Source organism: Nonomuraea turcica (genome assembly GCF_030718205.1).
In the GTDB taxonomy this organism is placed as follows: Bacteria; Actinomycetota; Actinomycetes; order Streptosporangiales; family Streptosporangiaceae; genus Nonomuraea.
Genome location: NZ_JAUZQF010000028.1, coordinates 20,845 through 44,859, shown reverse-complemented (window position 1 = coordinate 44,859; position 24,015 = coordinate 20,845). Strand labels below are relative to the sequence as shown.

Annotated in this window: 21 protein-coding genes; 8 read left to right on the top strand and 13 right to left on the bottom strand. The window is 70.5% G+C overall.

The features are described from left to right. Window positions 1-120 precede the first annotated feature (120 nt). Together Q9G87_RS48680 and Q9G87_RS48675 are read right to left on the bottom strand one after the other, a co-directional pair. A complete protein-coding gene (locus Q9G87_RS48680) occupies window positions 121-1,854 on the bottom strand; it encodes an RNA polymerase sigma factor (RefSeq protein WP_305923490.1) in 1,734 nt (577 codons plus the stop codon). A gap of 156 nt (window positions 1,855-2,010) precedes the next feature. Beyond that, complete coding sequence (locus Q9G87_RS48675) at window positions 2,011-3,462, bottom strand: hypothetical protein (RefSeq protein WP_305923489.1); 1,452 nt, start codon at window positions 3,460-3,462, stop codon at window positions 2,011-2,013. Window positions 3,463-3,687: 225 nt separating this feature from the next. Between Q9G87_RS48675 and Q9G87_RS48670 the strand changes: the two genes are divergently transcribed. Then, entirely contained in the window at window positions 3,688-4,143 is a 456-nt protein-coding gene (locus tag Q9G87_RS48670; RefSeq protein WP_305923488.1) for a hypothetical protein, read from the top strand. An 11-nt stretch (window positions 4,144-4,154) separates the two neighbouring features. Continuing rightward, window positions 4,155-5,699, top strand: coding sequence for a multicopper oxidase family protein (locus tag Q9G87_RS48665; RefSeq protein ID WP_305923487.1), 1,545 nt, complete (start codon window positions 4,155-4,157; stop codon window positions 5,697-5,699). Window positions 5,700-5,713: 14 nt separating this feature from the next. On the opposite strand, the gene Q9G87_RS48660 is transcribed toward Q9G87_RS48665, so the two are convergent. Beyond that, a complete protein-coding gene (locus Q9G87_RS48660) occupies window positions 5,714-6,646 on the bottom strand; it encodes a sulfite exporter TauE/SafE family protein (RefSeq protein ID WP_305923581.1) in 933 nt (310 codons plus the stop codon). Window positions 6,647-6,714: 68 nt separating this feature from the next. On the opposite strand from Q9G87_RS48660, the gene Q9G87_RS48655 reads away from it, so the two are divergent. Both Q9G87_RS48655 and Q9G87_RS48650 read left to right on the top strand, forming a co-directional pair. Next, the gene (locus Q9G87_RS48655) at window positions 6,715-8,076 is read left to right on the top strand and encodes a sensor histidine kinase (RefSeq protein WP_305923486.1); all 1,362 of its coding nucleotides are present in this window, start codon (window positions 6,715-6,717) and stop codon (window positions 8,074-8,076) included. A gap of 186 nt (window positions 8,077-8,262) precedes the next feature. Then, window positions 8,263-9,930: an HAL/PAL/TAL family ammonia-lyase gene (locus tag Q9G87_RS48650; protein WP_305923485.1), complete on the top strand. Its 1,668-nt coding sequence runs from the start codon at window positions 8,263-8,265 to the stop codon at window positions 9,928-9,930. A gap of 62 nt (window positions 9,931-9,992) precedes the next feature. Here Q9G87_RS48650 and Q9G87_RS48645 read toward each other — a convergent pair whose 3' ends face one another. The 3 genes from Q9G87_RS48645 to Q9G87_RS48635 are packed head-to-tail and all read right to left on the bottom strand — an operon-like array spanning window position 9,993 to window position 13,061. Further along, window positions 9,993-10,820 carry a carbohydrate ABC transporter permease gene (locus tag Q9G87_RS48645; RefSeq protein ID WP_305923484.1) on the bottom strand — a complete coding sequence of 276 codons (828 nt, stop codon included), beginning with the start codon at window positions 10,818-10,820 and terminating at the stop codon, window positions 9,993-9,995. Further along, window positions 10,820-11,773 carry a carbohydrate ABC transporter permease gene (locus Q9G87_RS48640; protein ID WP_305923483.1) on the bottom strand — a complete coding sequence of 318 codons (954 nt, stop codon included), beginning with the start codon at window positions 11,771-11,773 and terminating at the stop codon, window positions 10,820-10,822. The genes Q9G87_RS48645 and Q9G87_RS48640 overlap by 1 nt, the downstream gene beginning before the upstream one ends. 7 nt (window positions 11,774-11,780) lie before the next feature. Then, a complete protein-coding gene (locus tag Q9G87_RS48635) occupies window positions 11,781-13,061 on the bottom strand; it encodes an ABC transporter substrate-binding protein (protein WP_305923482.1) in 1,281 nt (426 codons plus the stop codon). Between the two features lie 144 nt (window positions 13,062-13,205). Here Q9G87_RS48635 and Q9G87_RS48630 point away from each other — a divergent pair, with 144 nt between their 5' ends. Both Q9G87_RS48630 and Q9G87_RS48625 read left to right on the top strand, forming a co-directional pair. Further along, window positions 13,206-14,249, top strand: coding sequence for a LacI family DNA-binding transcriptional regulator (locus Q9G87_RS48630; RefSeq protein WP_305923481.1), 1,044 nt, complete (start codon window positions 13,206-13,208; stop codon window positions 14,247-14,249). Window positions 14,250-14,358: 109 nt separating this feature from the next. Then, on the top strand, window positions 14,359-14,973 hold the full coding sequence (locus Q9G87_RS48625; protein WP_305923480.1) for a helix-turn-helix domain-containing protein: 615 nt from the start codon (window positions 14,359-14,361) through the stop codon (window positions 14,971-14,973). A gap of 75 nt (window positions 14,974-15,048) precedes the next feature. Here Q9G87_RS48625 and Q9G87_RS48620 read toward each other — a convergent pair whose 3' ends face one another. The 3 genes from Q9G87_RS48620 to Q9G87_RS48610 form a co-directional block, all read right to left on the bottom strand. After that, the gene (locus Q9G87_RS48620; protein ID WP_305923479.1) at window positions 15,049-15,864 is read right to left on the bottom strand and encodes an IclR family transcriptional regulator; all 816 of its coding nucleotides are present in this window, start codon (window positions 15,862-15,864) and stop codon (window positions 15,049-15,051) included. Window positions 15,865-15,998: 134 nt separating this feature from the next. Continuing rightward, window positions 15,999-17,342 (bottom strand): MFS transporter, encoded by a 1,344-nt coding sequence (locus Q9G87_RS48615; RefSeq protein WP_305923478.1) that lies wholly within the window; start codon window positions 17,340-17,342, stop codon window positions 15,999-16,001. Window positions 17,343-17,510: 168 nt separating this feature from the next. After that, complete coding sequence (locus Q9G87_RS48610; RefSeq protein ID WP_305923477.1) at window positions 17,511-18,320, bottom strand: SAM-dependent methyltransferase; 810 nt, start codon at window positions 18,318-18,320, stop codon at window positions 17,511-17,513. 182 nt (window positions 18,321-18,502) lie between these two features. Between Q9G87_RS48610 and Q9G87_RS48605 the strand changes: the two genes are divergently transcribed. Then, window positions 18,503-19,330 carry an intradiol ring-cleavage dioxygenase gene (locus Q9G87_RS48605; protein ID WP_305923476.1) on the top strand — a complete coding sequence of 276 codons (828 nt, stop codon included), beginning with the start codon at window positions 18,503-18,505 and terminating at the stop codon, window positions 19,328-19,330. 103 nt (window positions 19,331-19,433) lie between these two features. Here Q9G87_RS48605 and Q9G87_RS48600 read toward each other — a convergent pair whose 3' ends face one another. The 3 genes from Q9G87_RS48600 to Q9G87_RS48590 are packed head-to-tail and all read right to left on the bottom strand — an operon-like array spanning window position 19,434 to window position 22,134. Then, on the bottom strand, window positions 19,434-20,153 hold the full coding sequence (locus Q9G87_RS48600) for a maleylpyruvate isomerase family mycothiol-dependent enzyme (protein WP_305923475.1): 720 nt from the start codon (window positions 20,151-20,153) through the stop codon (window positions 19,434-19,436). Next, window positions 20,153-20,989: a fumarylacetoacetate hydrolase family protein gene (locus Q9G87_RS48595; RefSeq protein ID WP_305923474.1), complete on the bottom strand. Its 837-nt coding sequence runs from the start codon at window positions 20,987-20,989 to the stop codon at window positions 20,153-20,155. Before Q9G87_RS48595 ends, Q9G87_RS48600 begins: the two co-directional genes overlap by 1 nt. Next, complete coding sequence (locus Q9G87_RS48590; RefSeq protein WP_305923473.1) at window positions 20,986-22,134, bottom strand: cupin domain-containing protein; 1,149 nt, start codon at window positions 22,132-22,134, stop codon at window positions 20,986-20,988. Before Q9G87_RS48590 ends, Q9G87_RS48595 begins: the two co-directional genes overlap by 4 nt. Before the next feature lie 106 nt (window positions 22,135-22,240). Here Q9G87_RS48590 and Q9G87_RS48585 point away from each other — a divergent pair, with 106 nt between their 5' ends. Next, window positions 22,241-23,017, top strand: a complete 777-nt coding sequence (locus tag Q9G87_RS48585) for an IclR family transcriptional regulator (protein ID WP_305923472.1) — start codon at window positions 22,241-22,243, stop codon at window positions 23,015-23,017. A 40-nt stretch (window positions 23,018-23,057) separates the two neighbouring features. Here Q9G87_RS48585 and Q9G87_RS48580 read toward each other — a convergent pair whose 3' ends face one another. Next, a complete protein-coding gene (locus tag Q9G87_RS48580) occupies window positions 23,058-23,909 on the bottom strand; it encodes a glutamate ABC transporter substrate-binding protein (RefSeq protein ID WP_371825935.1) in 852 nt (283 codons plus the stop codon). Window positions 23,910-24,015 lie beyond the last annotated feature (106 nt).

Genomic DNA, 24,015 nt, shown 5'->3' with positions numbered 1-24,015 from the left:
GCAGGTCACCGCCGTGGCGTGGCCCGCTTCCTCCCCCGTCGGAAGCGGGCCACGCGGACGGTCAGGCGGCCGTCGTCACAGGAGACGTCCGGCGGAGGTCGCGGATAACACAAAATCGGGTCATCGGCTCGTCGAGACCTGGCTGCGCTGCGGAACCAGGGCCGGATCCGCGGGTCGTTTCCTGGTGACGTACTGCGGGACGGGGGCTCGATCGTCGCCGGTGTCGCGGGTCAGGCCGTAGCGGAGGATCCCCCTGGCGCGGTCAGGCTTGGCCGAGAGGTCGGCCCAGACGTCCTCCCAGGTCTTGGGCACGACGGTGAAGTCGACGTCCGCGTTACCGCCGCCGGCGTCGTTGTTGTGCACGGTGACGCTGCCGTCGATGTAGTAGAACTCGTTCTGCCATCTCTGCTGGTGTCCGCTGGGCAGCTGGACGTAACCGGTCTGCGGGGAGCCCATCCAGGTGACGCCCGGCGCCTGTTCGTCATCCATGCGGCGCCCGCCGCCCGAGGCCACGTGGAACAGCTTGCCCTTCAGCCCGGTCCAGGTGACGGGCGGGAAGGGGCCGACCCGGTTGTGGTAGAGGATCCCCAGGCGGACCAGGAAGTAGCCCCTTCCGGTGATCGTGAGGTAGTGGCCCCGCTTGGTCAGCCCGGGTCCGCCGAACCGGGCATGCCCGTACTCGCCGGCGAAGGCGACCTGGCCGGCGCGGCGCCGGGGCAGCGGGGCCGGGGGGCGGTTCTTGGGCGGGGCCTGATCCACCGCGTCGACGGTCCTGCCGTACGCGGCGGCCGGAGGGCTCGGCGTCGGCTTCGGGCTGAGCGGGCGCGCGGAGACCGCGGGCGCCGACGGGCCGGTGGTCCGCGGGGCGGTCGCGGGCGACGACGTGGCGATCACCGGCGCGGCCCGCTCGGGAGCCTCGGGCCTGATGGTCTGGACGACCATCGCTCCCCCGGCGATCACCGTCGCGCCGGCGGCGGCGACCGCGACCGGCTTGGCCGCCAGCAGGGAGCCGGCCGCCGCTTTGCCCTTGGCCAGCAGGCCGCCCTTCAGCGCCGGCACGGCGGCGGTGCGGGCGAGCTCGACGAGGCCGATCACGGTGCCCGCGGGGATGGTCACCAGGCCGATCCCGGCCAGCAGCCGGTCGGCCGGCACCAGATCGGACGCCTGGGCGCTGCATGCCGGGCATTCACGCACGTGCCGGAACAGCCGCTTGCGCCACAGGTCGGACGGCGCCCCGTCCCAGCGCGCCGCCGCCGCGGCCAGCTCCGGGCAGGTGCCGGTGAGGGCGCGCACCACGGCGCGGGCGCTCTCCAGGCGGCGTTTGGTGCGCTGCACGCGGACGGCGGCGTGCTGCTCGTTCGCTCCCAGCCCGGCGGCCAGCTCGGCCCTGGTGAGCTCCCCCGCGACCTCCAGCCACCACAGCGCGAGCACCTCGCGGTCGTCGGCGTCGAGCCAGCGGGCGGCCTCCGCGGTCTCCCTGCGCTGCCCGGACAGGCGGAGGCGGGTGATCGTGACGGCGGCGAAGTCGGCGCCCGGGTCGGGCAGGCCCAGGGCCTCGTCGAGGGCGGACAGGGTGGCGGCCGTGGCCCGGCGCCACTCCCGTACCTGGTTCATGGTGATGGCGACCAGCCAGGAGCGGTAGCTCTCCGGGTCGCGCAGCCCGGACAGGCCGGTCACGACCCGGGCCATCGTCTCCTGGACGACGTCGTCCACGTCCGGATGGCCGTTCATGGCCCGGCCGGCGATGTTGTACACAAGCGGCAGGTGGCTTCTGACCAGCTCGTCGACGGCGGCGCGGTCGCCCGCTCGGGCCGCGAGCACCGTTTCGATCTCGTACGTCGGCCGTGCGTACATCCATTACCTCGATCCGGAGCCTCCGTAGCTCCGGATAGGAGACGGGAGAATCACCACTCGCATAACACAAACACGAAATTGTTCCATTCGTCGCTTATGATCGGGTCCGGCCTGGATCAGCCGGCGATGTGTTTCCGCTCACCCACCGCGCCGGGCTTACGAGTGCGGCGGGGGCAGGTACGCCTGCCACGTACCGGGCCGTGCCTCCGGCAGCGGCCTCCATTCCCAGTCCAGCAGGAAGGGCGCGGCGGTCTGCCGGCCCCTGTCGACGGCGACCACGTGTTTGCCCGCGCTCTGGGCGGCGCGTATCGGGGCGGGCGCCGCCGACTGCTGCGGCCAGCGCAGGATCGTGTACGACTCGCAGCCCACCCGGTAGGCGATCATCGCCGCGTGCTCGCCGTACACCAGGCAGGGCGGGCGCAGGTCCAGGGCGCTCAACGCGCGCGCGACCTCGACGTCGGCCTGGCGTTTGGCCAGCCTGGGGGCGACGATCTTGTCCAGCGTGAGCCCCTGCAGGGTGAACTGGGCGAGGAAGCCCGCGGCCACGAGGCCGGCAAGGGCCCGTCGCGCCCGGTGGTCCAGCAGCCGGAGGACGCCGTACGCGATCGGCAGCGCCAGCAGCGCGTACGCGGGAAGCAGGAAGCGGGGCGCCGCGTACCCGACCAGGAAGACGTAGGGCAGGCCCATCAGCAGGCCGGCGAGGGCCGGCACCGCGCAGGCGGTCAGGTGTCCGCGCCGCCGGGCCGCGTACAGGCCGAGCAGGACGAGAACCGGGATCGCGCTTGCCCACAGCAGCCAGGACGGCGGGACGGGCCCGCAGTGCGCGGGAGGGCGACAGAGCAGCGGGCCGTTGAGGGCGCGGGCGTGTTCGAGCAGGGTGACATGCAGACCGGTCTCGTTCGCCGCGCCGGCGGCCTGCCAGCGGGCGGCGAGCCCGCCGAAACGCGCGTACGCCTCGACGATCCAGTCAGCCCAGCCCACGACCAGCCCCGCGACCAGGGCGGCGGTGACCTTGGCCTGCCGCCACGCCGGCCGGGCGAGTGCCGCCGCGAGCGCGAGCACGAGCCACAGGCTGTCGGGCGGCCGCAGCAGGGCCACCGCGGCCACGCTCAGCGCCAGTCCGATCACCGGGCCGCGCCCGCTGTCCGGCCGCACGCAGCGCAGAAAGCAGCCGACGGCGGCCACCGCGCCGAAGGCGACCCACAGGTTCGGCATGACCTGGCCGCCGTAGAACAACGACAACCACAAGGACGCGAACAGCAGGGCGGCGAGCGGCGCCATCGCCCCGGCCCGCACCCGCAGCCAGATCCCGAACGACGCGTACAACGCCAGGGCGGACAGCAGGCAGAGGTAGACCCGCAACGCCTCCGTCGAGGAGGTGACCAGCACCACCGGAGCGACCAGCAAGGTGATCCCCCGGGCGCGGGGCGCGATGAACTCGGCCGCGGGCGCCCGCGGATCCACCTGGCTGACATAGATCGACTCGTCCCACCCCAGCCCCATCCCGGGGGTGACGACGATCAGTTGCGCGATCCCGTAGCAGCAGGCCACCAGGATCAGCAGCGCCCGCCACGGATCGGCGCGCCACCACGACATGTTCGATGCCACCGGATCTTCTTAGCGCGCCCGCCCCGAGCGCGCGGGCGACCCCACGACAACTTGCCGGAAGGTATGCCCGCCCGTGAAGCTCGGCCACGGTCGCGACTTCCCGGCTCGCCGACGCGACCGGGGCCCCCGCGCCAAGCACGTTCCAAGTCGCCCACCATTCCTCCCCAAGTGGCGCTCCCTACCGTGACACGCGAGACAAGCGGTCTCTTGAGAGGGGAGGGCGTGATGAAACACGTCTACAAGGTCTTGGCCTACCTGGTGGCGATCGAAGTGGCCGTGCAGGCGGCGGTCATGGTCTGGGGTGACGCCGGGATGGGCAAGTGGGTCAGCGAGGGCGGCGTGCTCGACAAGACGCTCGGCGAGAGCGGCGAAATGCCGTTCCCCGAGTTCGTCGGCCTCATCATCCACGGCATCAACGGGATGATCGCCATCCCCGTCATCGCGCTCCTCCTGCTGATCAGCTCCTTCTGGGCGAAGGTCCCGGGGGCCGTGAAGGCGGCCGGCCTGGTGGTCCTGCTCGTCGTCCTGCAGGTCACGTTCGGCATCCTCGGCCACGACATTCCCCTGATCGGCGCCGTGCACGGGCTCAACGCGCTGCTGCTGTTCACCTCCGCGCTCTACGCGGCACGTCGCGGCGCGGCGGTGCGCGCTCCGGAACCGCAGCTCGCGGCTCGCGGGTGACGGCGGGTTCCATGCAGCGCAAGGGCTGGAGCGGTGGCCGCGTGCGCCTGGCCGTCGCGGGCGCCGCGACCCTGGCCGTGCTGGGGCCGCTGATCTGGCTGTGGCAGGACAGCCTGCTGCCGGAGACGTACGCGGTCACGGACATGGGGCACGCCGACTACGGCGGCGGGCCGCGCGGCGCCATGGAGCACGCGGAAGAAGGCGTCTCGGCCCATGGTGCACACGCCGGCCGGGGGGCCTCGGCCCAGGGAGCGCACGCGGGCGCGAGGCGGGACGTCAGGCGGCTGGTCGCCGACCCGGGCCGCCGCGCCGACGTGGCAGTGACCATGGTCGCCCGAAAGCAGCGGTTCCTGCTGCCCTCGGGCCGCGCTTTCGAGGGGTATACGCTCAACGGCCAGTCGCCGGGGCCGGTCATCAAGGCCACCAAGGGCCAGCTGGTGCAGGTGCGGCTGATCAACGAGTCGGTGCCCGGCGGGATCACGCTGCACTGGCACGGTGTCGACGTGCCCAACGCCGCGGACGGTGTCGCCGGGGTCACCCAGGACGCGGTCGGCGTCGGCAAGGAGTTCACCTACCGCTTCGTCGCCGACCAGGCGGGCACGTTCTGGTATCACTCGCACCAGATGTCGCACGAGCAGGTTCGCGGGGGCCTGCTCGGGGCGCTGGTGGTCGCGCCGGTGACGCAGGAGAAGGCCACGGACGTCGTGGCGCTGGTGCACCTGTACAACGGGGTGCGCACCGTCAACGGGCGTGAGGGCGACGTCCCCGTCCAGGTGCCACCCGGGGCGCGGGTGCGGGTCCGGGTGATCAACACCGAGTACGGCCTCATGCCGACCTGGGTCAGCGGTGCGCCGTACCGGCTGGTGGCCGTCGACGGCACGGAGATCAACGGGGCCGCCCACGTCCAGGACAAGGCCGTGGCGGTGGCCGCGGGAGGACGCGCGGACTTCGAGGTGACCATGCCCGCGGACGGCTCACCGGTCCGGATCCACCTCGGCGGCCCGACCGGCGTCGTGCTCGGCTCCACGTCGCACGCCTTGCCTCCGGTCCCCCGGCCGGGGCCGACGCTGGACCTTCTCACGTACGGCGCCCCTGCGCCGCTCGCCTTCGATCCCGGCAGGCCCGATCGGCGGTTCGCGTACGACATGGGACGCCGCCCCGGCTTCCTCGACGGGGTGCCCGGGTTGTGGTGGACGATCAACGGGCACCTCTATCCCGACGTGCCGATGTTCCACGTGGCCGAGGGCGACGTGGTGCGGATGCGGATATCCAACGACAGCGGCGAGGCCCACCCCATGCACCTGCACGGCCACCACGCGGTGGTGCTCAGCCGCGACGGCGTGGCCGCCTCGGGCAGCCCCTGGTGGGTGGACTCCCTCGAGGTCGCCGCCGGCGAGTCGTACGAGATCGCCTTCGTCGCCGACAACCCCGGCATCTGGATGGACCACTGCCACAACCTGCCCCACGCCTCGGAAGGGCTCACCGCCCACCTGATGTACGAGGACGTCACCACACCGTTCACCGTGGGAGGCCCCGCCGCGAACGAGCCGGAGTGAGCCGCCAGCGGCCCTCATGCGGAGGCCTGCTCCTCCTCGGGGGTCCGGCCGCGTAGCTCGGTCTCGACCGCCTCGACCGACTCGGTGGCCTTGTCGCGGCGGTATTCGCGGACGGAGTAGGCGATGGCGGCGGCCCAGACCACGGCGATGGCGATGTAGGCGACGGTCTGAACACCACCGGAGGCGTCGATCCAGTCACTGCGCAGCAGGGTCCGCACGTTCGTCAGGATGATCACACCGCCCACGGCCGAGCCGAGGATGCGTGGCGGGATGTGGCGGACCAGCCAGGCCGCGATCGGCGCGGCGATGACGCCGCCGAGCAGCAGGACGGCGACCCACGCGAAGTCGATGCTTTCGGAGCCGATGCCGACGAAGAAGCCGACGCTCGCGGCGATCGCGACGAGGAACTCGCTGGCGTCGACGGACCCGATCACCTTGCGCGGCGCCAGCCGGCCGCTGGCCAGGATGGCGGGGGTGCCGACCGGCCCCCAGCCCCCACCGCCGGTGGCGTCGACGAAGCCGGCCAGGACACCGAGCGGGGCCAGGAAGCGCCGGCGCAGCGGCTTGCCGAGATTGCCGCGCGGCAGCCCGAAAGCGGTGAAGCGGACCAGGATGTACGCGCCCAGCACCAGCAGGATGATCGACATGACCGGCGCGGCGATCTCGGTCGACAGGCTGGACAGGAACGTCGCCCCGGCGAAGGCGCCGACGGCCCCCGGGACGCCGATCCTGGCGACCACCTTCCAGTCCACGTTGCCGAAGCGCCAGTGGGAGATGCCCGAGGCGAGCGTGGTGCCGATCTCGGCCAGGTGCACGGTGGCCGAGGCCGCGGCCGCGTTGGTGCCGACGGCCAGCAGCAGCGTGCTGGAGGTGACCCCGTAGGCCATGCCGAGGCTGCCGTCGACGAGCTGGGTGGACCGGCCTTCTTGCCTTCTGGTCGTATTTATTGGGGAATCTCCCAAAGTTAGCGGCGAGCGCGACAACCGTGATCTTCTGATCGCCGGGGGGAAGACGCGTGAGAGCACGCTTGCGCCGTTCACTGCGGACGCGGCTGGCACTGCTCGCCAGCATCGCCATGGTCCTGCTGAACATCGTCGTCAGCGCGTTCGTGCTGTACGGCACGCGGGACGAGGCCCGGGACATCCGGTCGCTCGAGGTGTCCGGCAAAGCCCTGCGCGTGCTCATGCTGGTCAAGAAGTACCAGTTGCCCCGGCTGCTGGAGCCGGACGGGCTCGACGGCATCCAAGTGATCGACCCGGACGGGCATCCGGTCACCTGGACGCAGAGCCTGGCCGGCGCGCCCCGCCAGACCACCGCGATCCCCCGCCCGGACCAGGCCAACGACGACGCGGAGCTCTGCGATCTGCCGGCCTTTCCCGGCACGTGCAAGATCGTGGTCGCCTTGCGCGCGTACCAGCCGGACGGCACCTGGGTCATCTACGCCTTCGAGCCGACCGTGCCCTGGTACGTCAGCCCGCAGGTGATCCTGTTCCTGCTCGGCATGACGGCCGGGCTGGCCGCGGTGACCTGGTTGGGGGTGTCCCGGGTCGTGCACCGGACGCTCGCGCCCGTGGGCAGCATCACGACGCGGCTGGCCGAGATCACCGCGGGCGGCGGCGGGATGCGGGTTCCCGTGCCTGACACCGACGACGAGCTCAGGGCACTGGCCGAGACCGCCAACGAGACGCTGGAGCGGCTGGAGGCGGCGATGCGGCAGCAGGAGATCGCGATAGAGCGGCAGCGCAGGTTCGCCGGCGACGCCTCGCACGACCTGCGCAGCCCGATCACCGCGATGCGTACCCAGGTCGAGGAGGCGATGCTCCACCCCGAGGACACCGACTGGCAGGCGACGGGCACGGAGGTGCTCGCCAGTCTGGACCGGCTCCAGGCCATCGTCTCGGACCTGCTCACGCTGACCAAGCTGGACGCCGACGCCCCCAGCCGCCGAGAGCACGTGGACCTGGGCGAGCTCGTCGTCACCGAGACCACCAGGCCGCGCACCAAGCGCGTCATCACCCACGCGCAGGAGAGCGTGGTCATCATGGGCGACCGCCTGCAGCTGGTCCGCCTGCTGACGAACCTGCTGGACAACGCCGAGCGGCACGCCGAGACGCGGATCGACGTGACGGCGCGGCAGGAGGGCGGGGAGGCCGTGCTCGAGGTGCTCGACGACGGCGCCGGCATCGCCCCCGCCCAGCGCGAACTCGTCTTCGAGCGCTTCACCCGCCTGGACGACGCGCGTAGCCGCGACATCGGCGGCACCGGGCTCGGCCTGCCGATCGCCCGCGAGATCGCGACGGCCCACCAGGGCACCCTGACCATCGAGGATTCCGACACCGGCGCCCGGTTCGTGCTGCGCATTCCCGTCTCGGGATGACGGAGCCCGCTGCCCTCTGGCACAGAAGGGGCATCGCACTGCATAGGACCGGTCGAGACCAGGTCAGCACTCGTCTCTGCGGTGTCGAGCCGTCCCCGGCCCTGTCTGGCCCCACCGCTATAACGGAGCAGCATCGCTCTTGATCGCGAGGGCAGGGGGACCACCTTGATGACCACCATCGGACGAATGGCGACCGTCGTCGGCCTGCTGGCCGCCCTGTGCGCGCCGGGGCAGGCAGTCGCCGAACCCGCCCCGCCCCCTGCGGCAGCGGCGCCTGCGCCGGTGCTGAGCCTGGTGCTGGACGGCGGTTCGCTCTCCCTCCAGGACGCGCTCGCCATCCTCGATGGCCGTCCGGTCTCCGCCCAGCTCGCGCCGACCGCGCGGGCGAACATGATCACCACGCGGGCAGGAGCGCTGAAGGCCCTGGAGAACCAGCGGGTGTACGGCTGGAACCAGGCGCTCGGGCCGCTGAAGGACCGTCCGCTCACACCCGAGCAGGCCGAGCAGTTCCAGCGCAACGTCCTGCGCTCGCACGCCGCGGGCGTCGGCGAGCCGCTGCCCGACGACGTGGTCCGGCTGGTCATGATCCTCAAGGCGAACCAGATGGCCAGGGGAAAGGTCGGGGTACGACCCGAGGTGCCCCAGCGGCTGCTGGACATGGTCAACGCGGGCGTCGTGCCGCGGATGCCGCAGATCGGCTCACTGGGCACCGGGGACCTGCAGCCGCAGGCGGCGGCCGGGCTGGCGATGATCGGCGAGAACGCGCCGGTGCGCTACCAGGGGGTCGAGGGGCCGGCCTCCGAGCTGCTGCCGAAGGCCGGGCTGCCCAGGGACTTCACCCTCCAGGCCGGGGAAGCGCTGCCGATCGTCAGCGGAAGCACGGTCCTGGCCGCCACCCTGCTGCACGCCGTGCACCGGGCCACTGTGCTCGCCGACCAGGCGGAGGGCGCCTTCGCCCTGTTCATGGAGGCGACCAGGGCCGAGCGGGGATCGCTCGACGCGCGTACGCACAAGGAACGCCACATCCCCGAGGAGGACGCGGTCGCCGCGCGGCTGCGGGAGATGGTGGCGGGCTCGGGCTGGATGACGGAGGAGGGACGCAAGCGCCTCGACCCGGCCAACTACGAGCCGCGCATCCAGGACGCGGTGTCGGTGCGGGCGGCGCCGCACATCATGGCCGGCCTACGGCACGAGCTCGCCGACGCGCACCGGACTCTGCTGCGGGAGGCCAACTCCTCGACCTCCAACCCGCTGATCTTCAAGCGGGATGAAGGGCCAGGCTACGAGTTCGTGATGGGCGGCAACTGGGACGGCTCCATCATGGGGCATCTGGCCGACACCATCAACGCGGAGATCGCCGACATCGGGGTGCTGTCGCAGGAACTGTCGGGACGGCTGCTGTCGCCCCGGTGGAGCTACGGCCTTCCGGCGAACCTCGCCGGTGGCACGGTCGGGCTGAACTCCGGGATGGTGCAGGTGCAGACGGTGGCCGCGGCGCTGGTCCCGGAGATGCAGGTCAGGGCCGCGCCTGCGGGGACGCTGTCCCGGCCGGTCAAGGACGGGCAGGAGGACCACAACACGATGGCGATGGCCTCGGTCCGGCACCTGCACGAGAACCTGGACCGGCTGGAAATCGTCCTGGCGGTCCAGTATCTGATGGCGGCCCAGGGCATCGACCTGATCGCCCAGAAGATGGCGGGCCTGCCGCTCGGCGCCGTCACCCAGGGCCTGCACACGGAGATCAGGAGGTACGTCACACCCCTGGGCGACGACCGCTATCTCACCCCCGACCTGGAGAAGGCCATCTGGCTGGTGCGCAACGGGCACTTGCGCCCCTCTGTGTCCAGCGCTTGATCGCGAAGCCTCCACCGGCGCGCCCGTGCGCGATGCACAGGCGGCGCCGGCGAGGGGAATGATCAGCCCTTAAAAGCGCCGTCCATGATCCCGGCCACCATCCGCCTGCCGACGAAGATGAACAACACCAGCAGCGGCAAGGTCGCCAGGAACGAGCCGGACATGGCGAGCCCGAGGTCGATGTCGAAGCTGTTCTGCAGCGCCTTGATGGCGATCTGCGCGGTGTACATCTCGGGCGACTTCAGCACGATGAACGGCCACAGGAAGTCGTTCCACGCGGTGACGAAGCCGAGCAGGCCGAGCACGAACGCGGCCGGCCGTACCAGCGGGAACGCGATCCGCCAGAAGATCTGCCAGGTCGTGGCCCCGTCGATGCGGGCGGCCTGGAGGAGCTCGTCGCTGATCGTGGCACCGATGTGCTGACGCATCCAGAAGATGCCGAACGCGCTGGCCAGGCCGGGCACGATGAGCGCCTGCAGGGTGTCCACCCAGTTCAGGTTGGATATGATCATGTACTGCGGGATGACCGCGAGCTGCGTCGGCACGGTCATGGTCAGCACCACGATCAGGAACAACATGTTGCGGCCGCGGAAGCTCAGCTTGGCGAAGGCGAAGCCGGCCAGCGAGCAGAGCACGGCGTGCCCGACCCCGATGGCCCCGGCCACGATGAGGCTGTTGACCATAGAGCTGATGAACGGCACCGTCTCGAGGACCAGCCCGGCCAGGTGGAAGAAGTTGCCGCCGGGCACGATCTCGGGCGGCATCTGGGTGGCGGTCGCGCTGTCGGTGCTGGCGACCACGAACATCCAGTACAGCGGGAACAGGCAGGCGAAAACGGCCAGGCCGAGGAGGAGATAGGTCCACCAGCGGACGCGGTTGGCCTTGTTCATCAGCGCTCCGGGCGGACGCGGGTGGACAGGAGGTAGTTGAGCGTGGCGAAGACGATGATCAGGACGAACAACGCCACGCCGATGGCGGCGCCGTAGCCGAACTGGAACTGGCCGAAGCCCTGCTCGTACAGGAAGAGTGCGAGCGTCTGGCACTGGCGGACCGGCCCGCAGGTCACCGCCGAGACCCGGGAGATGAGCAGCGGCTCGGTGAAGATCTGCAGCCCGCCGATCGTGGAGGTCACGATCGTGAACACGATGACCGGCCGCAGGGACGGGATGGAGATGTGGCGGAACTGCTTCCAGCTGCCCGCGCCGTCGACCGCCGCGGCCTCGTACAGCGAGCGCGGGATCGCCTGCAGCGAGGCCAGATACAGCAGGGTCGTGTAGCCGAACCAGCGCCAGGTGACCATCGCCGCGATGAGCAGGTGGCTGCCCCATACCGACTGCTTGAAGTCGATCGGCTCCACCCCCACCAGCCCGAGCAACCAGTTGAGCAGGCCGTAGTCGCGGTCGAACATCTGGGCGAAGACGATAGCGGTGGCCGCGACCGAGGTGATGTACGGCACCAGCATCGACATCCGGAAGAACACCGCGAACCGCAGCCGGGCGTGGTTGAGAAGGTGCGCCAGAACCAGCGCCAGCAGCAGCTGCGGCACGGTCGACCACAGCCAGATGCTGATGGTGTTCCAGGCGGCGTTCCAGAACCGGGCGTCGTCGAGCAGGCGGGTGAAGTTGTCCAGGCCGATGAAGACGTGCTCGCCGATCGGGTTCCAGTCGAACAGCGCCACGTAGAACGTGAACAGCAGCGGCACCACGCCGAACACCGCGAAGATCAGGAAGAACGGCGCGATGTAGGCGTACGGGGCGACGCGCTCGCGGATGCTCTGCCGGACCCGGGTGGGGACCGCGGGCGGCGTACCGGCCGCCCGCGACGTGCTGAGAGTCGTCGTCACGCCGGCCCTACTTACCGATGGCGGTCTTGATGTTGGCCAGCGCCGCGTCCCATGCCTTGGTGGCGTCGCCCTTGCCCTGCTCCACGTTCTCGAGCGCGTTCAGGAACTCCTGACCGATGGCGGCGCTGTCCGTGCCGACGTGGAACGGCTTGAGCCCGAGCAGCGAGTTGGTGTAGATCGTCCCGGTCGGCGCGTCGGAGAAGAACGCGTCCTTGTGCGCGGTGAGCTTCGGGTCCTTGTAGACCGACGGGGTGGTGGGCAGCGACCCCGAGTCGACGAAGTGCTCCAGCTGGCTCTGCGGCGACTGTGTCTTGGTGATGTAGTCCCAGGCGGCCTTCGGGTTCTTGGCGCCCTTGGGGATGGCCAGGTAGCTGCCGCCCCAGTTGCCCGCTCCGCCGGGAATGGCGGCGATGTCCCACTTGCCCTTGGTGTCGGGGGCGTTCCGCTCGATCTGTCCCAGCAGCCACGCCGGCGCGGAGACCACCGCGAACTGGCCCTTGCCTATGCCCGCGCTCCAGCCGTCGGAGAACGAGCTCTGCTTGGCCGTGATCCCGGCCTGCGCCGCCTTGATCGCCAGGTCGAAGGCGGTCTTGACCTGGGGGCTGGTGCTGTAGACGACGTTGCCCGAGGGGTCGTAGTACTTCATCGGCCCCTGGTTGACCGCCTGGTAGAACACGCTGGTGGCGGCGTTGTCGACGAACGCCTTCCCGGTAGCCGCGGTGTACTTCTTGCCGGTCTCGATGAAGGCGTCCCACGTCGGCCAGAGCTTGCCCACCTCCTCCCGGTCCGTCGGCAGCCCGGCCTCCTTGAACAGGTCATGGCGGTACGCCACCGCCATGCCGCCCACGTCCGTCGGAATGCCGATGATCTCGCCGCCCTTGGCGGTGCTCTGGCTCATCACCCAGTCCAGGTAATCGCCCTTGATCTTGTCCGCGCCGAGCTGCCGCAGGTCGTAGAAGTTCTGCGGCTGCTGCACGAACTTGGGCAGGTCGTCACCCTGGATGAGGACGAGGTCCGGCACCTTGCCGCCGGCCAGCGCCGTGGTCAGGGCCTGTGCCGTCTCCGTGGAGCCCCCTACCTCGGTCAGCTTGACCTGCACACCCGGGTTGTCCTTCTGGTACTTGTCGACCGACGTCTTCTGGTCGATCCCGGTGAACGACCAGAACTCGAACGACTTGCCGTCGCCTGACGGCGGGGCCGAGGTGCTGCTGCCGCCGCCTCCACAGGCGGATGCGGTCAGGGCGATGGCCGCGGCGAGCACGACCGGTGTTGCGATGCGGAGCTTCACGGTTACCTCAAAAGTTTCGTAATTAATTCCGATCGTTAACCCCGGGACTGTAGGGGGATTCTCGGAAATCCGTCAAGAACCGTGTGGTAAGTTCCACGAAACAGTTAAGGCAAGCTGCCGAAAGCATCCCATTAGACTGCCGCCATGACCGCGACCGAAGAGCCGTCCGCAGGCGATGGCGCCCCGCCCCAGCCACTCACCATCGCGCAACTCGCCGAGCTGGCCGGGGTGTCCACGGCAACCGTCTCCAAGGTCGTCAACGGTCGCACCGAGGTGGCGCCCGAGACCCGCGCCCTCATCGAAGGGCTCATCCGCGAGCACGGCTATCGCCCGCAGCGGCGGCGGGCCAGCCCGGCCCCGCTGGTGGAGCTGGTCTTCCACGCCCTGGAGGGCGACTACCCGGTGGAGATCGCCAAGGGCGTCGAGCAGGTGGTCCGCGAGCACCAGCTGGCCGTCGTCCTGTCGGAGCTGCAACACCGCCACACCCCCGGCAAGGGCTGGATCGAGGCCGTGCTGAGCCGCCGCCCCACCGGCGTGATCGCGGTATTCGCCGACCTGACAAAGGAGCAGCGCGACCAGCTCGCCACGCGCGGCGTCCCCCTGGTCCTGCTCGATCCGTCAGGCGATCCGGGGCAGCAGGTGCCCACGGTGGGCGCAAGCAACTGGAACGGCGGGCTGGCGGCGACGCGCCACCTGCTCGACCTCGGGCACCGGCGCATCGCCATCATCACCGGCCCTGACTACGCGCTGTCCAGCCGTGCCCGACTCGACGGCTACCGCACCGCCCTGGACATGGCCGGGGTGCCCGTCGATCCGGACCTGATCGGCCGAGGCGACTTCGTCGTCGAGGGCGGCCTGGCCCAGGCGCACCGGCTGCTGCGCCTGCCCGACCCGCCGACCGCCGTCTTCGCCTGCAACGACGGACAGGCCATGGGCGTCTACCGTGCGGCGCACCAGCTCGGGCTGCGCATCCCGCACGACCTGAGCGTGGTCGGCTTCGACGACCTGCCCTCAACGCAATGGATGACCCCGCCACTGACCACGATCCGCCAGCCACTCGCCGAGATGGCGGCCACCGCCGCGACCATGCTGCTCAAGCTCGCCCAGGGCGAGCCGCTGGCTCAGCCCCGCATCGAGCTCGGCACCGAGCTCATCGTCCGGGAAAGCACGACGAAGCCTTCCCGATGACCGAAACTTTCGGGCAATTTAACCGAACGTAAGGCGGCGGCCGAGGGCTGTCGCCCGCCTAAGGAGGCCCTCGCCACCGCGCTCGGACGGCTGCGCCTACAGTGGTGCCGTGTCATCGGGAAATACCGTGGTCGCGCGCAATGTGCGGCTCCTCAGAGAGCAGCGGGGCATGTCACTGGCCGAGCTGGCCCGGCAGGCCGGGCTGGCCAAGCAGACGCTGTCCACGATCGAGCAGGGCACGGGCAATCCGACCGTGGACACGCTGTTCTCCGTCGCGGAAGCGCTCGGAGTGCCGGTGACGCGGCTGGTGGCCGAACGCGAGCAGGTCATGGTCGTCCAGCGCGGCGACGACGTGGCGTGGCGTCAGCATGGAGGCTACGAGTCCCGCTCGCTCGACCACGTCTACGGCTCCGGCGTGATCGAGAACTACCTGCTCCGCATCCTTCCGGCGGCCGGTGACGACGCCGGCGAGCCGTCCGCCCCCCATCCGGTCGGCACCCTGGAGCACCTGTACGTGATCAGCGGCCGGGTCCGGGTGGGACCCGTGGACTACGCGGTCGAGCTGAGCACCGGCGACTTCGTCCGCTATCCGGCCGACCGGCCGCACCTCTACGAATCGCTGGACGGAGAGAGTCTGGTCCACGTCGTGGTCAGCGTGCCCCGTGTCCAGCCGGGCACCGGGGCGATGGGCGTGGCCCGGACCCACGACGGCCAGCCGCGCTGACCGGTCGATGGGCCCGGTAACCTACTCCCGCTCACCGGGGTTCCGCCGCTCGCCGTCCGCCGCGCGCGCCGCGGTTCAGCCGCTCGCCGCCTGCCGCTGGGCCGCGACGATCGCCCGTGACGCCTCGTACGCGACCCGGCGCAGCGCCGGGGCGAAGCGGGCGGGATCGAACCGATGGTGAGCACCCGCCACCGACAACGCGGCCACCGGCCTGCCCGCCCCGTTCATGATCGGCACGGCGACGCAGACGAGACCCGGGACGGCCTCCTGCCGGTCGTAGGCGACCCCGTCCACCCTGATCCGCCGCAGCTCAGCGCGGAAATGGGCCGGGTCGGTGAGCGTGGAGCCAGTGCGCGGCGCCAGTCCCTCCGCGATGGCCGCCTCGGCGGCGTCGTGATCGAAGGCGAGCAGCGCCTTGCCGACCCCGGTGCAGTAGGCCGGCAGGCGGGCGCCGATCTGGGAGGGGCATCGCGCCGGCCGATGACCGTGGATCTTGTTGATGTACACGATCCCGGTGTCATGGAGCACGGCCAAGTGCACCGTCTCGTGGGTCAGCTCGTACAGGTCGGCGAGATACGGCAGCAGGCGCTCCCGCAACACCAGCGAGGTCGGGCCGTAGACCCGGGCGCCCATGTCGAACAACCGTGTGCCCAGCCGGTAATCGCTGCCGACGCGCTCGACGAGGTCGTTGCGGTGGAGGATGCCGAGCAGGCGGAAGGCTGTGGACTTGGTCAGTCCGGTGCGCCGCGCCAGCTCGCTGACCCCGATCTCGCGGTCGTGGTCGGCGAGCGACTTCAGCAGGACGAGCGCCTTGTCGACGGCCGTGGGCTGCCGCTGGTCCGGGTCGGCGAATTCCAGGTCGGCGCCTGGATCGCGGTGGGACGTAGCCATGGAGGTCTCCTGGGGTTCCTTCAAGCGACCACCATGATGGACGCGAGTCCACTTTAAGGGACAGTTTCGGCGATGTAAACGCCCGGGATCGGCCATATCGGCAGGTCCCGGGCGTGATGAGCAGGGAGCAGTGGTCAGGCGGCGAATGCGTGGTCGCGGGTCTCCGGCAGCGCGAGCACGCAGAGGAGGCTGAGCAGGCACAGCGCCCCCGCATAGGCGCCGAGCACCAGGGGTGACGCCCAGTGGGTGTTCAGCCAGGTGGCGACGACCGGGGCGAAGCCGCCGCCGAGCGTGTTGGCGAGAATGAAGGCCGCCGACGCGCCGGTGTACCGCAGCCGCGCGGGGAAGAGCTCGGGCAGGAAGGCGGCGATCGGCGCGAAGCTCAGTGTGAACAGCACCAGTCCCAGCGTGAACGCTCCCGTGATCACCAGGCCGTTGCCGGTCTGCAGCGAGCCGAACATGGGCAGCGCCCAGAGCACGCAGCCGACGAGGCCCGCGAGCATCACGGGACGCCTGCCGACCTTGTCGGCCAGCCGCGCCACCGGAACGGTCGCCAGGGCTCCGGCCGTGGCGGCGATGCTCGCGGCGGTGAGCACCGCGCCCTGCGAGAGGCCGAGCGCCTTCGGCCCGTACTGCAGGCTGTAGACGGTGGTGAGGTAGTAGACGGACGAGCCGCCGATCGCCGCGCCGATGCCCAGCAGCAGCCGGCGGGGGTGTTCCTTGACCAGCGTGCCGAGGGGGAAGCGGGAGGCCGTACGACGGGGTGCGGAGGTGAACACCGGGGACTCGGTCACCTGGCTGCGCACCCAGAGGCCGATGATGATGAGCGCGGCGCTGAACAGGAACGGAATCCGCCACGCCCCGGCGGCGAACCCGTCACGCCCGGCGATGGCCAGCGTGGGCAGGATCACCGCGCTGGACAGCAGGAAGCCCAGGGGCGGCCCGGCCTGCGGGATGGAGGCGAACATCGCCCGGCGGGCCGGCGGCGCGTGCTCGGCGGCCAGCAGAACGGCGCCGCCCCACTCGCCGCCCATGCTCACGCCCTGGAGCAGGCGAAGGGCCACCAGCAGGACGGGGGCGAGCAGTCCGGCGCTCTCGTACGTCGGGAGCAGCCCGACCCCCACCGTGGCCGTTCCCATCAGCAGCAGTGACAGGACCAGCGCCCGCTTGCGCCCCAGCCGGTCGCCGATGGTCCCGAACAGCACCACCCCGAAAGGCCGCGCCAGAAACGCCCCGGCGAAGGTGAGGAAGGCGGCGAGGGTCTGGACCGTGGGGCTGCCCGACGGGAAGAACGCCGGGCCCAGGACCAGGGCGGCGGCGGTGCCGTACACCGCGAAGTCGTAGTACTCGACCACGGTGCCGATCAGGCTCGCGGCGACGACTCGCGACACCGTGCGCTTGTCACTCGCGGGAGCCGGCGTGGGCGGAGAGGGGGCGGCGATATCGGACATCGTGCCGGACTCGGGCACATTGGACATGGAGGGACTCCCTCGGCTGGACCCGGACCTGTCGATCCACAGACCACGGGGTGGACTGGGGGTTACAAGAGAATGGAAGGGCCGGCGGAGGAGGAGAGCACGCGTCCGTGCCACTCCGTGGCACGGCTTCGCGGGCCTAGCCCACCGAGGAAACCGCCGAAGGGGCGGCTAGGGCTTCCGGCCGACTCCCACGACCACCCAGGCCTTCTCCGACCTCTCCGGCAGGAACGAGGTATCGGGCCGCCAGTCCCGGACGTAGACCAGCCCGGGCTCGACCAGGTGCAGGCCGTCGAAGAAGGGCGCCACCTGCTCCTTGGTGCGGGCCCCGCCGTCCGTATCGCCCAGCATCTTCTTGTAGAGATCGACGAGCGGCTCCGCGATCTCCGGGCGCGCGTCGAAGACGACGTGCGTGATGACGACGTGGCTGCCGGCCGGCAGCGCGTCACGCAATTCGGCCACGCGCCGGAAGGGATCGCTGCCGTCCGGGATGTACTGCAGGACGGCGAACAGCAACACCGCCACCGGCTGATCGAGGTCGATCGTCTGCTGGAGAAGGGGGTCGGCGAGCAGTTCGGCAGGATGCATGACGTCGCCCTCGACGACGACGACCCCGGGCTCCCTGGCGAGGATCGCCCGGCCATGGGTCAGCACCACCGGATCGTTGGCGACGTAGACGACGCGGGCGTCAGGGGCGAGCGAGCGGGCCAATTGGTGCGTATTGTGCTCGGTAGGCAGCCCTGAGCCGAGGTTGACGAACTGGGTGATGCCCTGCTCGGCGAGAAAGCGGACCACCCGTACGTGGAACGCCTGATGCTCCAGCGCCATCACCCGAACCTCCGGGGCGATGGCCAGCACCGCCTCGGCCGCCTCCCGGTCGGCGGCGAAATTGTCCTTCCCACCGATGAAGTAGTCGTGCATGCGGGCGAGGTTGGGGGTGCTGGTGTCGACTCCTGCGAACCGCCTGCCCTCGTCACCCATGCCATGCCCCTCAACCGATCGATAGCTCATTGATTATGACCGAAAACTATGAGCTATGCCGGAAAGATGTGGGCTTGTCGGACAAACGAGGTGCTGGCTGCTTGAATGAGGACCCCCAACGCGCCGCCGCCCCCGCTCCGAGCCGGCCTGCAGCGGCGCGTGTGCTCAGCATGGAGTGAACAGTGCACCACCATCACGACGACATCTTCGACAGAGGGCTGCAGTTCGACGTGTCAACGCTGCTGGAACGCCGGCGGATCCTGGGCCTGTTCGCCGGCGCGGGCCTGGCGACCCTGGTCGGCTGCAGCAGCGACTCGACCGGCGCCCCGTCGACGGCGGCGTCCACATCCACCGGCTCGGAGAGCGCGGCGGCGACGAGCGGGAGCTGCGCCGAGATCCCGGAAGAGACCGCCGGCCCGTACCCGGGCGACGGATCGAACGGCCCGAACATCCTCAGCCAGAGCGGCATCGTCCGCAGTGACATCCGCGCCAGCTTCGGCTCGGCGTCAGGCACCGCGCAGGGCGTTCCCCTGACCATCGACCTGACCATCCAGGACACCTCGGCCAACTGCTCGGCGCTGTCAGGGGCCGCGGTCTATCTGTGGCACTGCGACCGCGACGGCAACTACTCCATGTACTCCGAGGCCGTCACCAACGAGAACTACCTGCGCGGGGTCCAGGAGACCGACAGCAGCGGAAAGGTCACCTTCACGAGCATCTTCCCGGCCTGTTACCCGGGCCGGTGGCCGCACCTCCACTTCGAGGTCTATCCGAGCCTGGCCAAGGCGACGACCGCCGACAACAAGATCGCAACGTCTCAGGTGGCGCTGCCCAAGGACACGTGTGAGGCGGTGTACGCGAGCGAGGGCTACAGCGAGAGCGTGCGCACGCTGAGCGAGGTGTCCCTGGAGAGCGACAACATCTTCAGCGACGGGCACACGAGCCAGCTCGGCACGGTGACGGGCAGCGTGTCCTCGGGTCTCACCGTCACCCTGTCCGTACCCGTGTAGGACCGGCCGGGCCTTTGGAAAGTTTTGGGCCTCAGCTCCCCCGGCTGAGGCACGCCAAGATTATCCCTCAAAGTCCGATTTGTATAGCTTTTGCACCGTAAAGCTAGAGCCACCGCGGAAGCTCGGGCGCCGGCCCGCCCCCCGTGCCGGTGACGCCGTCCGAGCGGCGGCCGGACAGGTAGGCGGCGAGGCCGCCGAGGGTGCCGGTGACCGGAGCGGGGTCGCCGTCGCCGGAGACGGTCCACGTGCCGCCGTGGTCGGTGGCGGTGAGGGCGAGCGCGGGCCCGGCGGCGCCGGACCGCTTGGCGGCGATGTCGTCGATCAAGGCGGCGAGGAAATCGTCCGGAAGATCGTCGAACTCCACCCCGGCGCCGAGGTCGACGGCGTGCACCATGACCTCGCGCGCACGCATCCAGGGCACCTCTTCGGCGGGGACGGTGCGGCCCTGGGCTGTGCGGACCTCGTGGTTCCACTGCTGCTCGTCCAGCTCGGCGAGCCGCGCGTCGAGGGTCTCGGCGGCCTGTGCGGCCCAGGCGCGCAGCTCGTCGGCCGGCCGCCTCGCGCCTGCCTCGATGTCGGCGTCACGCTGCGCCGGGGAGGAGTACATCGGCCGCTCCTCACCGGTGCGGGCCCAGTGCGCCAGGTTGACCAGCGCGTCGGCGTTGGCGGCGACGTGGGCCAGCAGATGCCTGCCGCTCCAGCCGTCGAGCGCCGTCGGCCCCTCCAGCCGGTCGTCCGGCAGGGCGGCCAGGGCGCCGAAGAAGATCGCGGTGCCCTGCGCCACCCATCGCAGGCTGTCGGCGCGGCTCCGGTCGGCGGCCATCACGCAACCGGCTCGGCGACGGCCTTGACCTCGGACCGGCCGAGCCCGGTGATCTCGGTGGCCAGGACACTCCCGTCGGCGAGGTAGCGGGCGGGCTTGCGTGCGTGGCCCACCCCGCCCGGGGTGCCGGAGGCGATGACGTCGCCGGGGCTGAGCGTGAGGATCGTGGAGATGTACCGCACCAGGGCGACGGGGTCGAATACGAGGTCGGAGGTGTCGGCCTGCTGCACCACCTCACCGTCGACGGAGCCGGTCAGGGTGAGCGAGGGACGGCTGCCGCCGTCCAGCTCGTCGGGGGTGACCAGGTAGGGACCGAACGGTGTGCTGCCCTCCCAGGTCTTGCCCTGCAGCCACATCGGGGAGCGATACTGCCAGTCACGCATCGTGACGTCGTTGAGAACGGCGAACCCCGCGATGGCCGCGGCGGCGTCGGCCTCGCCGGCGCGCCGCACGGTCCTGCCGATGACGATCGCGAGCTCGGCCTCCCAGTCCACCTCCTCGGACTCCGGCGGGAGCCTGATCTCGTCGTACGCCCCGACGAGCGCCTCGGGATACTTCGCGAACAACGTCGGGTACTGCGGGAGCTCCCGGCCCATTTCGAGGATGTGGTTGCGGTAGTTCAGCCCGACACAGATGATCTTGCCAGGGCGGGGCACGACGGGCGCGTAGCCCGCGGATTCGACCGCCGGCCCCTCCGTCCGCGCGGCGTGTTCCGCCCAGTCCGGCCGGGCCAGCAGCTCACCGAGGTCGGCGAGGCCGAGGTCGACCAGGGTCTCCCCCTCGACGCGCACGGCCCGGGTGGCGCCGTCGGCGGTGCGGATGGTGGCGAGCTTCATGCGTTGATTCCTTCTACGTGGGCGCGGTTCAAGTGCAGCGTCTCGAAAATCGGCCCGTCGCTGAACCTGAAGAGATCGAGGGCGGCGGAGTCGGAGTCGGACGCCGAGGCCTCGGACTTCGCCGAGAACGGCATCCAGGACGGGACGACGAACAGATCACCCCGGGTGACCGACCAGGACTGGTCGCCGACCGTGACCCGCCCGCTGCCGTCGAAGACCTGGTAAACCGAGGAGCCGGTCTCCCGGCGGGGAGCGGTCTCGGCGCCCCTGCGGATCCGGTGCATCTCGACCCGGATGGTCGGCAGCACGTCACCTCCGGTGGTGGGGTTGATGTAACGCACCGCCGCGTGACCGGGCTCGAGCGTGCCGGCGTGGCCCTCGGCCTCGAGCTCGAGCTGGTCCGTCAGCGCGCGGTCGGTGTCGGCCCACCGGTAGGCCAGCAGCGGGGTGCCGGGCTGCGCGCCGAGGGACGAAACCGGGTGCAGGCCGGGGTGGCCCCACAGCCGCTCGGATCGAGAGCGTTCGGGGGTGGTGCGTTCTTCGTCGCTGATCCGGTCACGGCCGAACTCGAAGAACTGCGACTCTGTGACGTACTGGAAGGGAATGTCCAGGCCGTCGATCCACGCCATCGGCCGGTCGGCCGCGTTGTGGTGGGCGTGCCAGTTCCATCCTGCCTGGGGCAGGAAGTCACCCCGGCGCATCGGCACGGGATCACGGCCGACCACGGTCCACACCCCCTCGCCCTCGACGACGAAGCGGAAGGCGTGCTGGGTGTGCCGGTGCTCCGGAGCGTCCTCGCCCGGCATCAGATACTGGATCGCCGCCCAGAGCGTCGGAGTCGCGAACGGCCGGCCGCCGAGCGCCGGGTTCGCCAGGGCGATCGCCCGCCGCTCCCCGCCCCGGCCGACCGGCACGAGATGCCCGGCCCGGTCCGCCAGGGCCACCAGGCTCTCCCACCGCCACAGATGCGGGGCCGCCTTGGAGCGTGGGTGCAGCGGCATCAGGTCGCCGATCTCCGTCCACAGGGGTACCAGCAGCTCCTTCTCGAAGCCGCTGTACAACTCCGCCAGCGCCGCCGACGGCGTCGGCTGATCCGGCGAGTCGACCACAGCGAGGCGAACAGGGGAGTTCGCGGTCTCGGTCATGTCTGCTCCTGATCCTTCAACCTGCGGCGTGACAAGCGGATATCCGCCCGCCCGCCGGGTTTCCAGCTTGTATCGTGGGGGCCTGAAAAGAACAGGAGATTCTGCTATGAAGAATCCCCCTAACTACTCCGTGCGGAGTGTCGACCACGCGCTCCAGCTGGCGGTCATGCTGCAGGTCGAGGGGCCGTTCGGCGTGGGCGAGGCTGCGCGGCGCCTCGGGGTGGCGCCCTCCACCGCGCACCGGCTGCTGGCCATGCTCGTTTACCGGGACTTCGCGGTCCGCCGCGAAGACCACCGATACGCGGCCGGGCCGGTCCTGTCGCTGGGCGGGAGCTCGCAGTCGCGTACGGCGCTGCTGCGCTCGGTCGCCGTGCCGCACCTGGCCGGCCTGGTCGAGCGGGTCCGGGAGAGTGCGAACCTGCAGATCCTGTCCGGTGACCACGTGCGGTTCATCGCGTCGGTCGAATGCACCCAGGCGCTGCGGGTCGGCAACCGGGAGGGCATGGTCTTCCCCGCGCATCTGGCCTCGGGTGGCAAAGTCATGCTCGCCGACCTGCCGCCCGAGCGGCTCGACGCGCTCTACAGCGAGGCGAAGTGGGCCGAGCGCCTGGACCGGCGGCCCAATCTGGCGGCACTGCGTCGCGAGCTGCGCACCGTCCGCGAGCGAGGCTTCGCCATCAACGCCGGCAAGACCGAATCGGGCGTCACCGCCATCGGCCGGGCCGTGCGGGGCGAGGACGGCCGGGCTCAGGCAGCCGTGTCGGTGTCGATGCCCACCAGCCGCTTCTCGCGAGACGGCCTGCCGGGTCTGGTCAGCGCCCTGACCCTGACCGCCCGCGACATCGAAGAGGAGATGCGGGGCGCCGGCGCTCCCCGCCCCTAGTTCTGAGGCCTCCGTGCGGGCGGGCCGGCGCTCGCCCGGCTCAGCTGCACTTCTCGGTCGCCGGTGGCGTGGTGGGGAGGTTGAGACCGGTGTTCCCGAACCACTTCTGCAGCAGCCGTGAGGCCGTGCCGTCCTGCCACATCTTGGCGACCGCCCGGTTGACCGCCTCGCACGTGGCCGTGTCGCCCTTCTTCAGCCCGACGGCGTACCTCTCGTCCGTGAACGGATTCTTCAGCAGCTTGTACTGGCGCGGGTTGTGGCTGGCCAGGCCGGCCAGGATCATGTCATCGGTCGTCACCGCGTCGAGCTCACCGCTGCTGAGCTTCTGCAGGCACTCCGCGTAGGAGTCCGCGCCGACCAGCGCGGCGCGCAGGCCGAGCCGGCCGTCCGGGGGCGGCTCGGTGATCCGCTTGTAGGAGTTGGAGCCCGGCACCTGGCAGATGCGCCGGTCCTTGAGGTCGGTCGCCATGACGATCTGGGCGGCGTCGGCCCGCACCAAGGTGTCCTGGTGAGCGACGACGTACGGCCCGGCGAAGGTCACGTAGTTCTTGCGCGCCGCGGTGATGGAATACGACGCGACGACCATGTCCACCGTGCCGTTGTGGAGCAGCGCCTCACGGTTCGCCTGTCGCGACTCTCGCCAGGTGATCGTGACGTCCCGGCCGCCGGCCAGCTCCTTCACGATGTACTTGGCGACGTCGATGTCGAAGCCCTGGGGATCGCCATGCCCCTGCTTCAGACTCAGGTTCGGCTGGTCCCACTTGGTGCCGATGGTGACGACCCCGGCCTCCCTGATCTTCTGCTCGACGCTGGAGTACGCCTTCGCGTCACCACATGCGGCCAGGCCGATCGCCATGGCCGCGGCGGCGAGCACCGCTCCTGTTCGACGCATCAGCATGGTGGTGGCCCTATCCGATCTACGAGGGGAGTCGCCAAACGCAAGGCTGAATCAGTCGAGCCTGCCACACGCGACGTAAAGAGAAACCTGGGTATTTGTA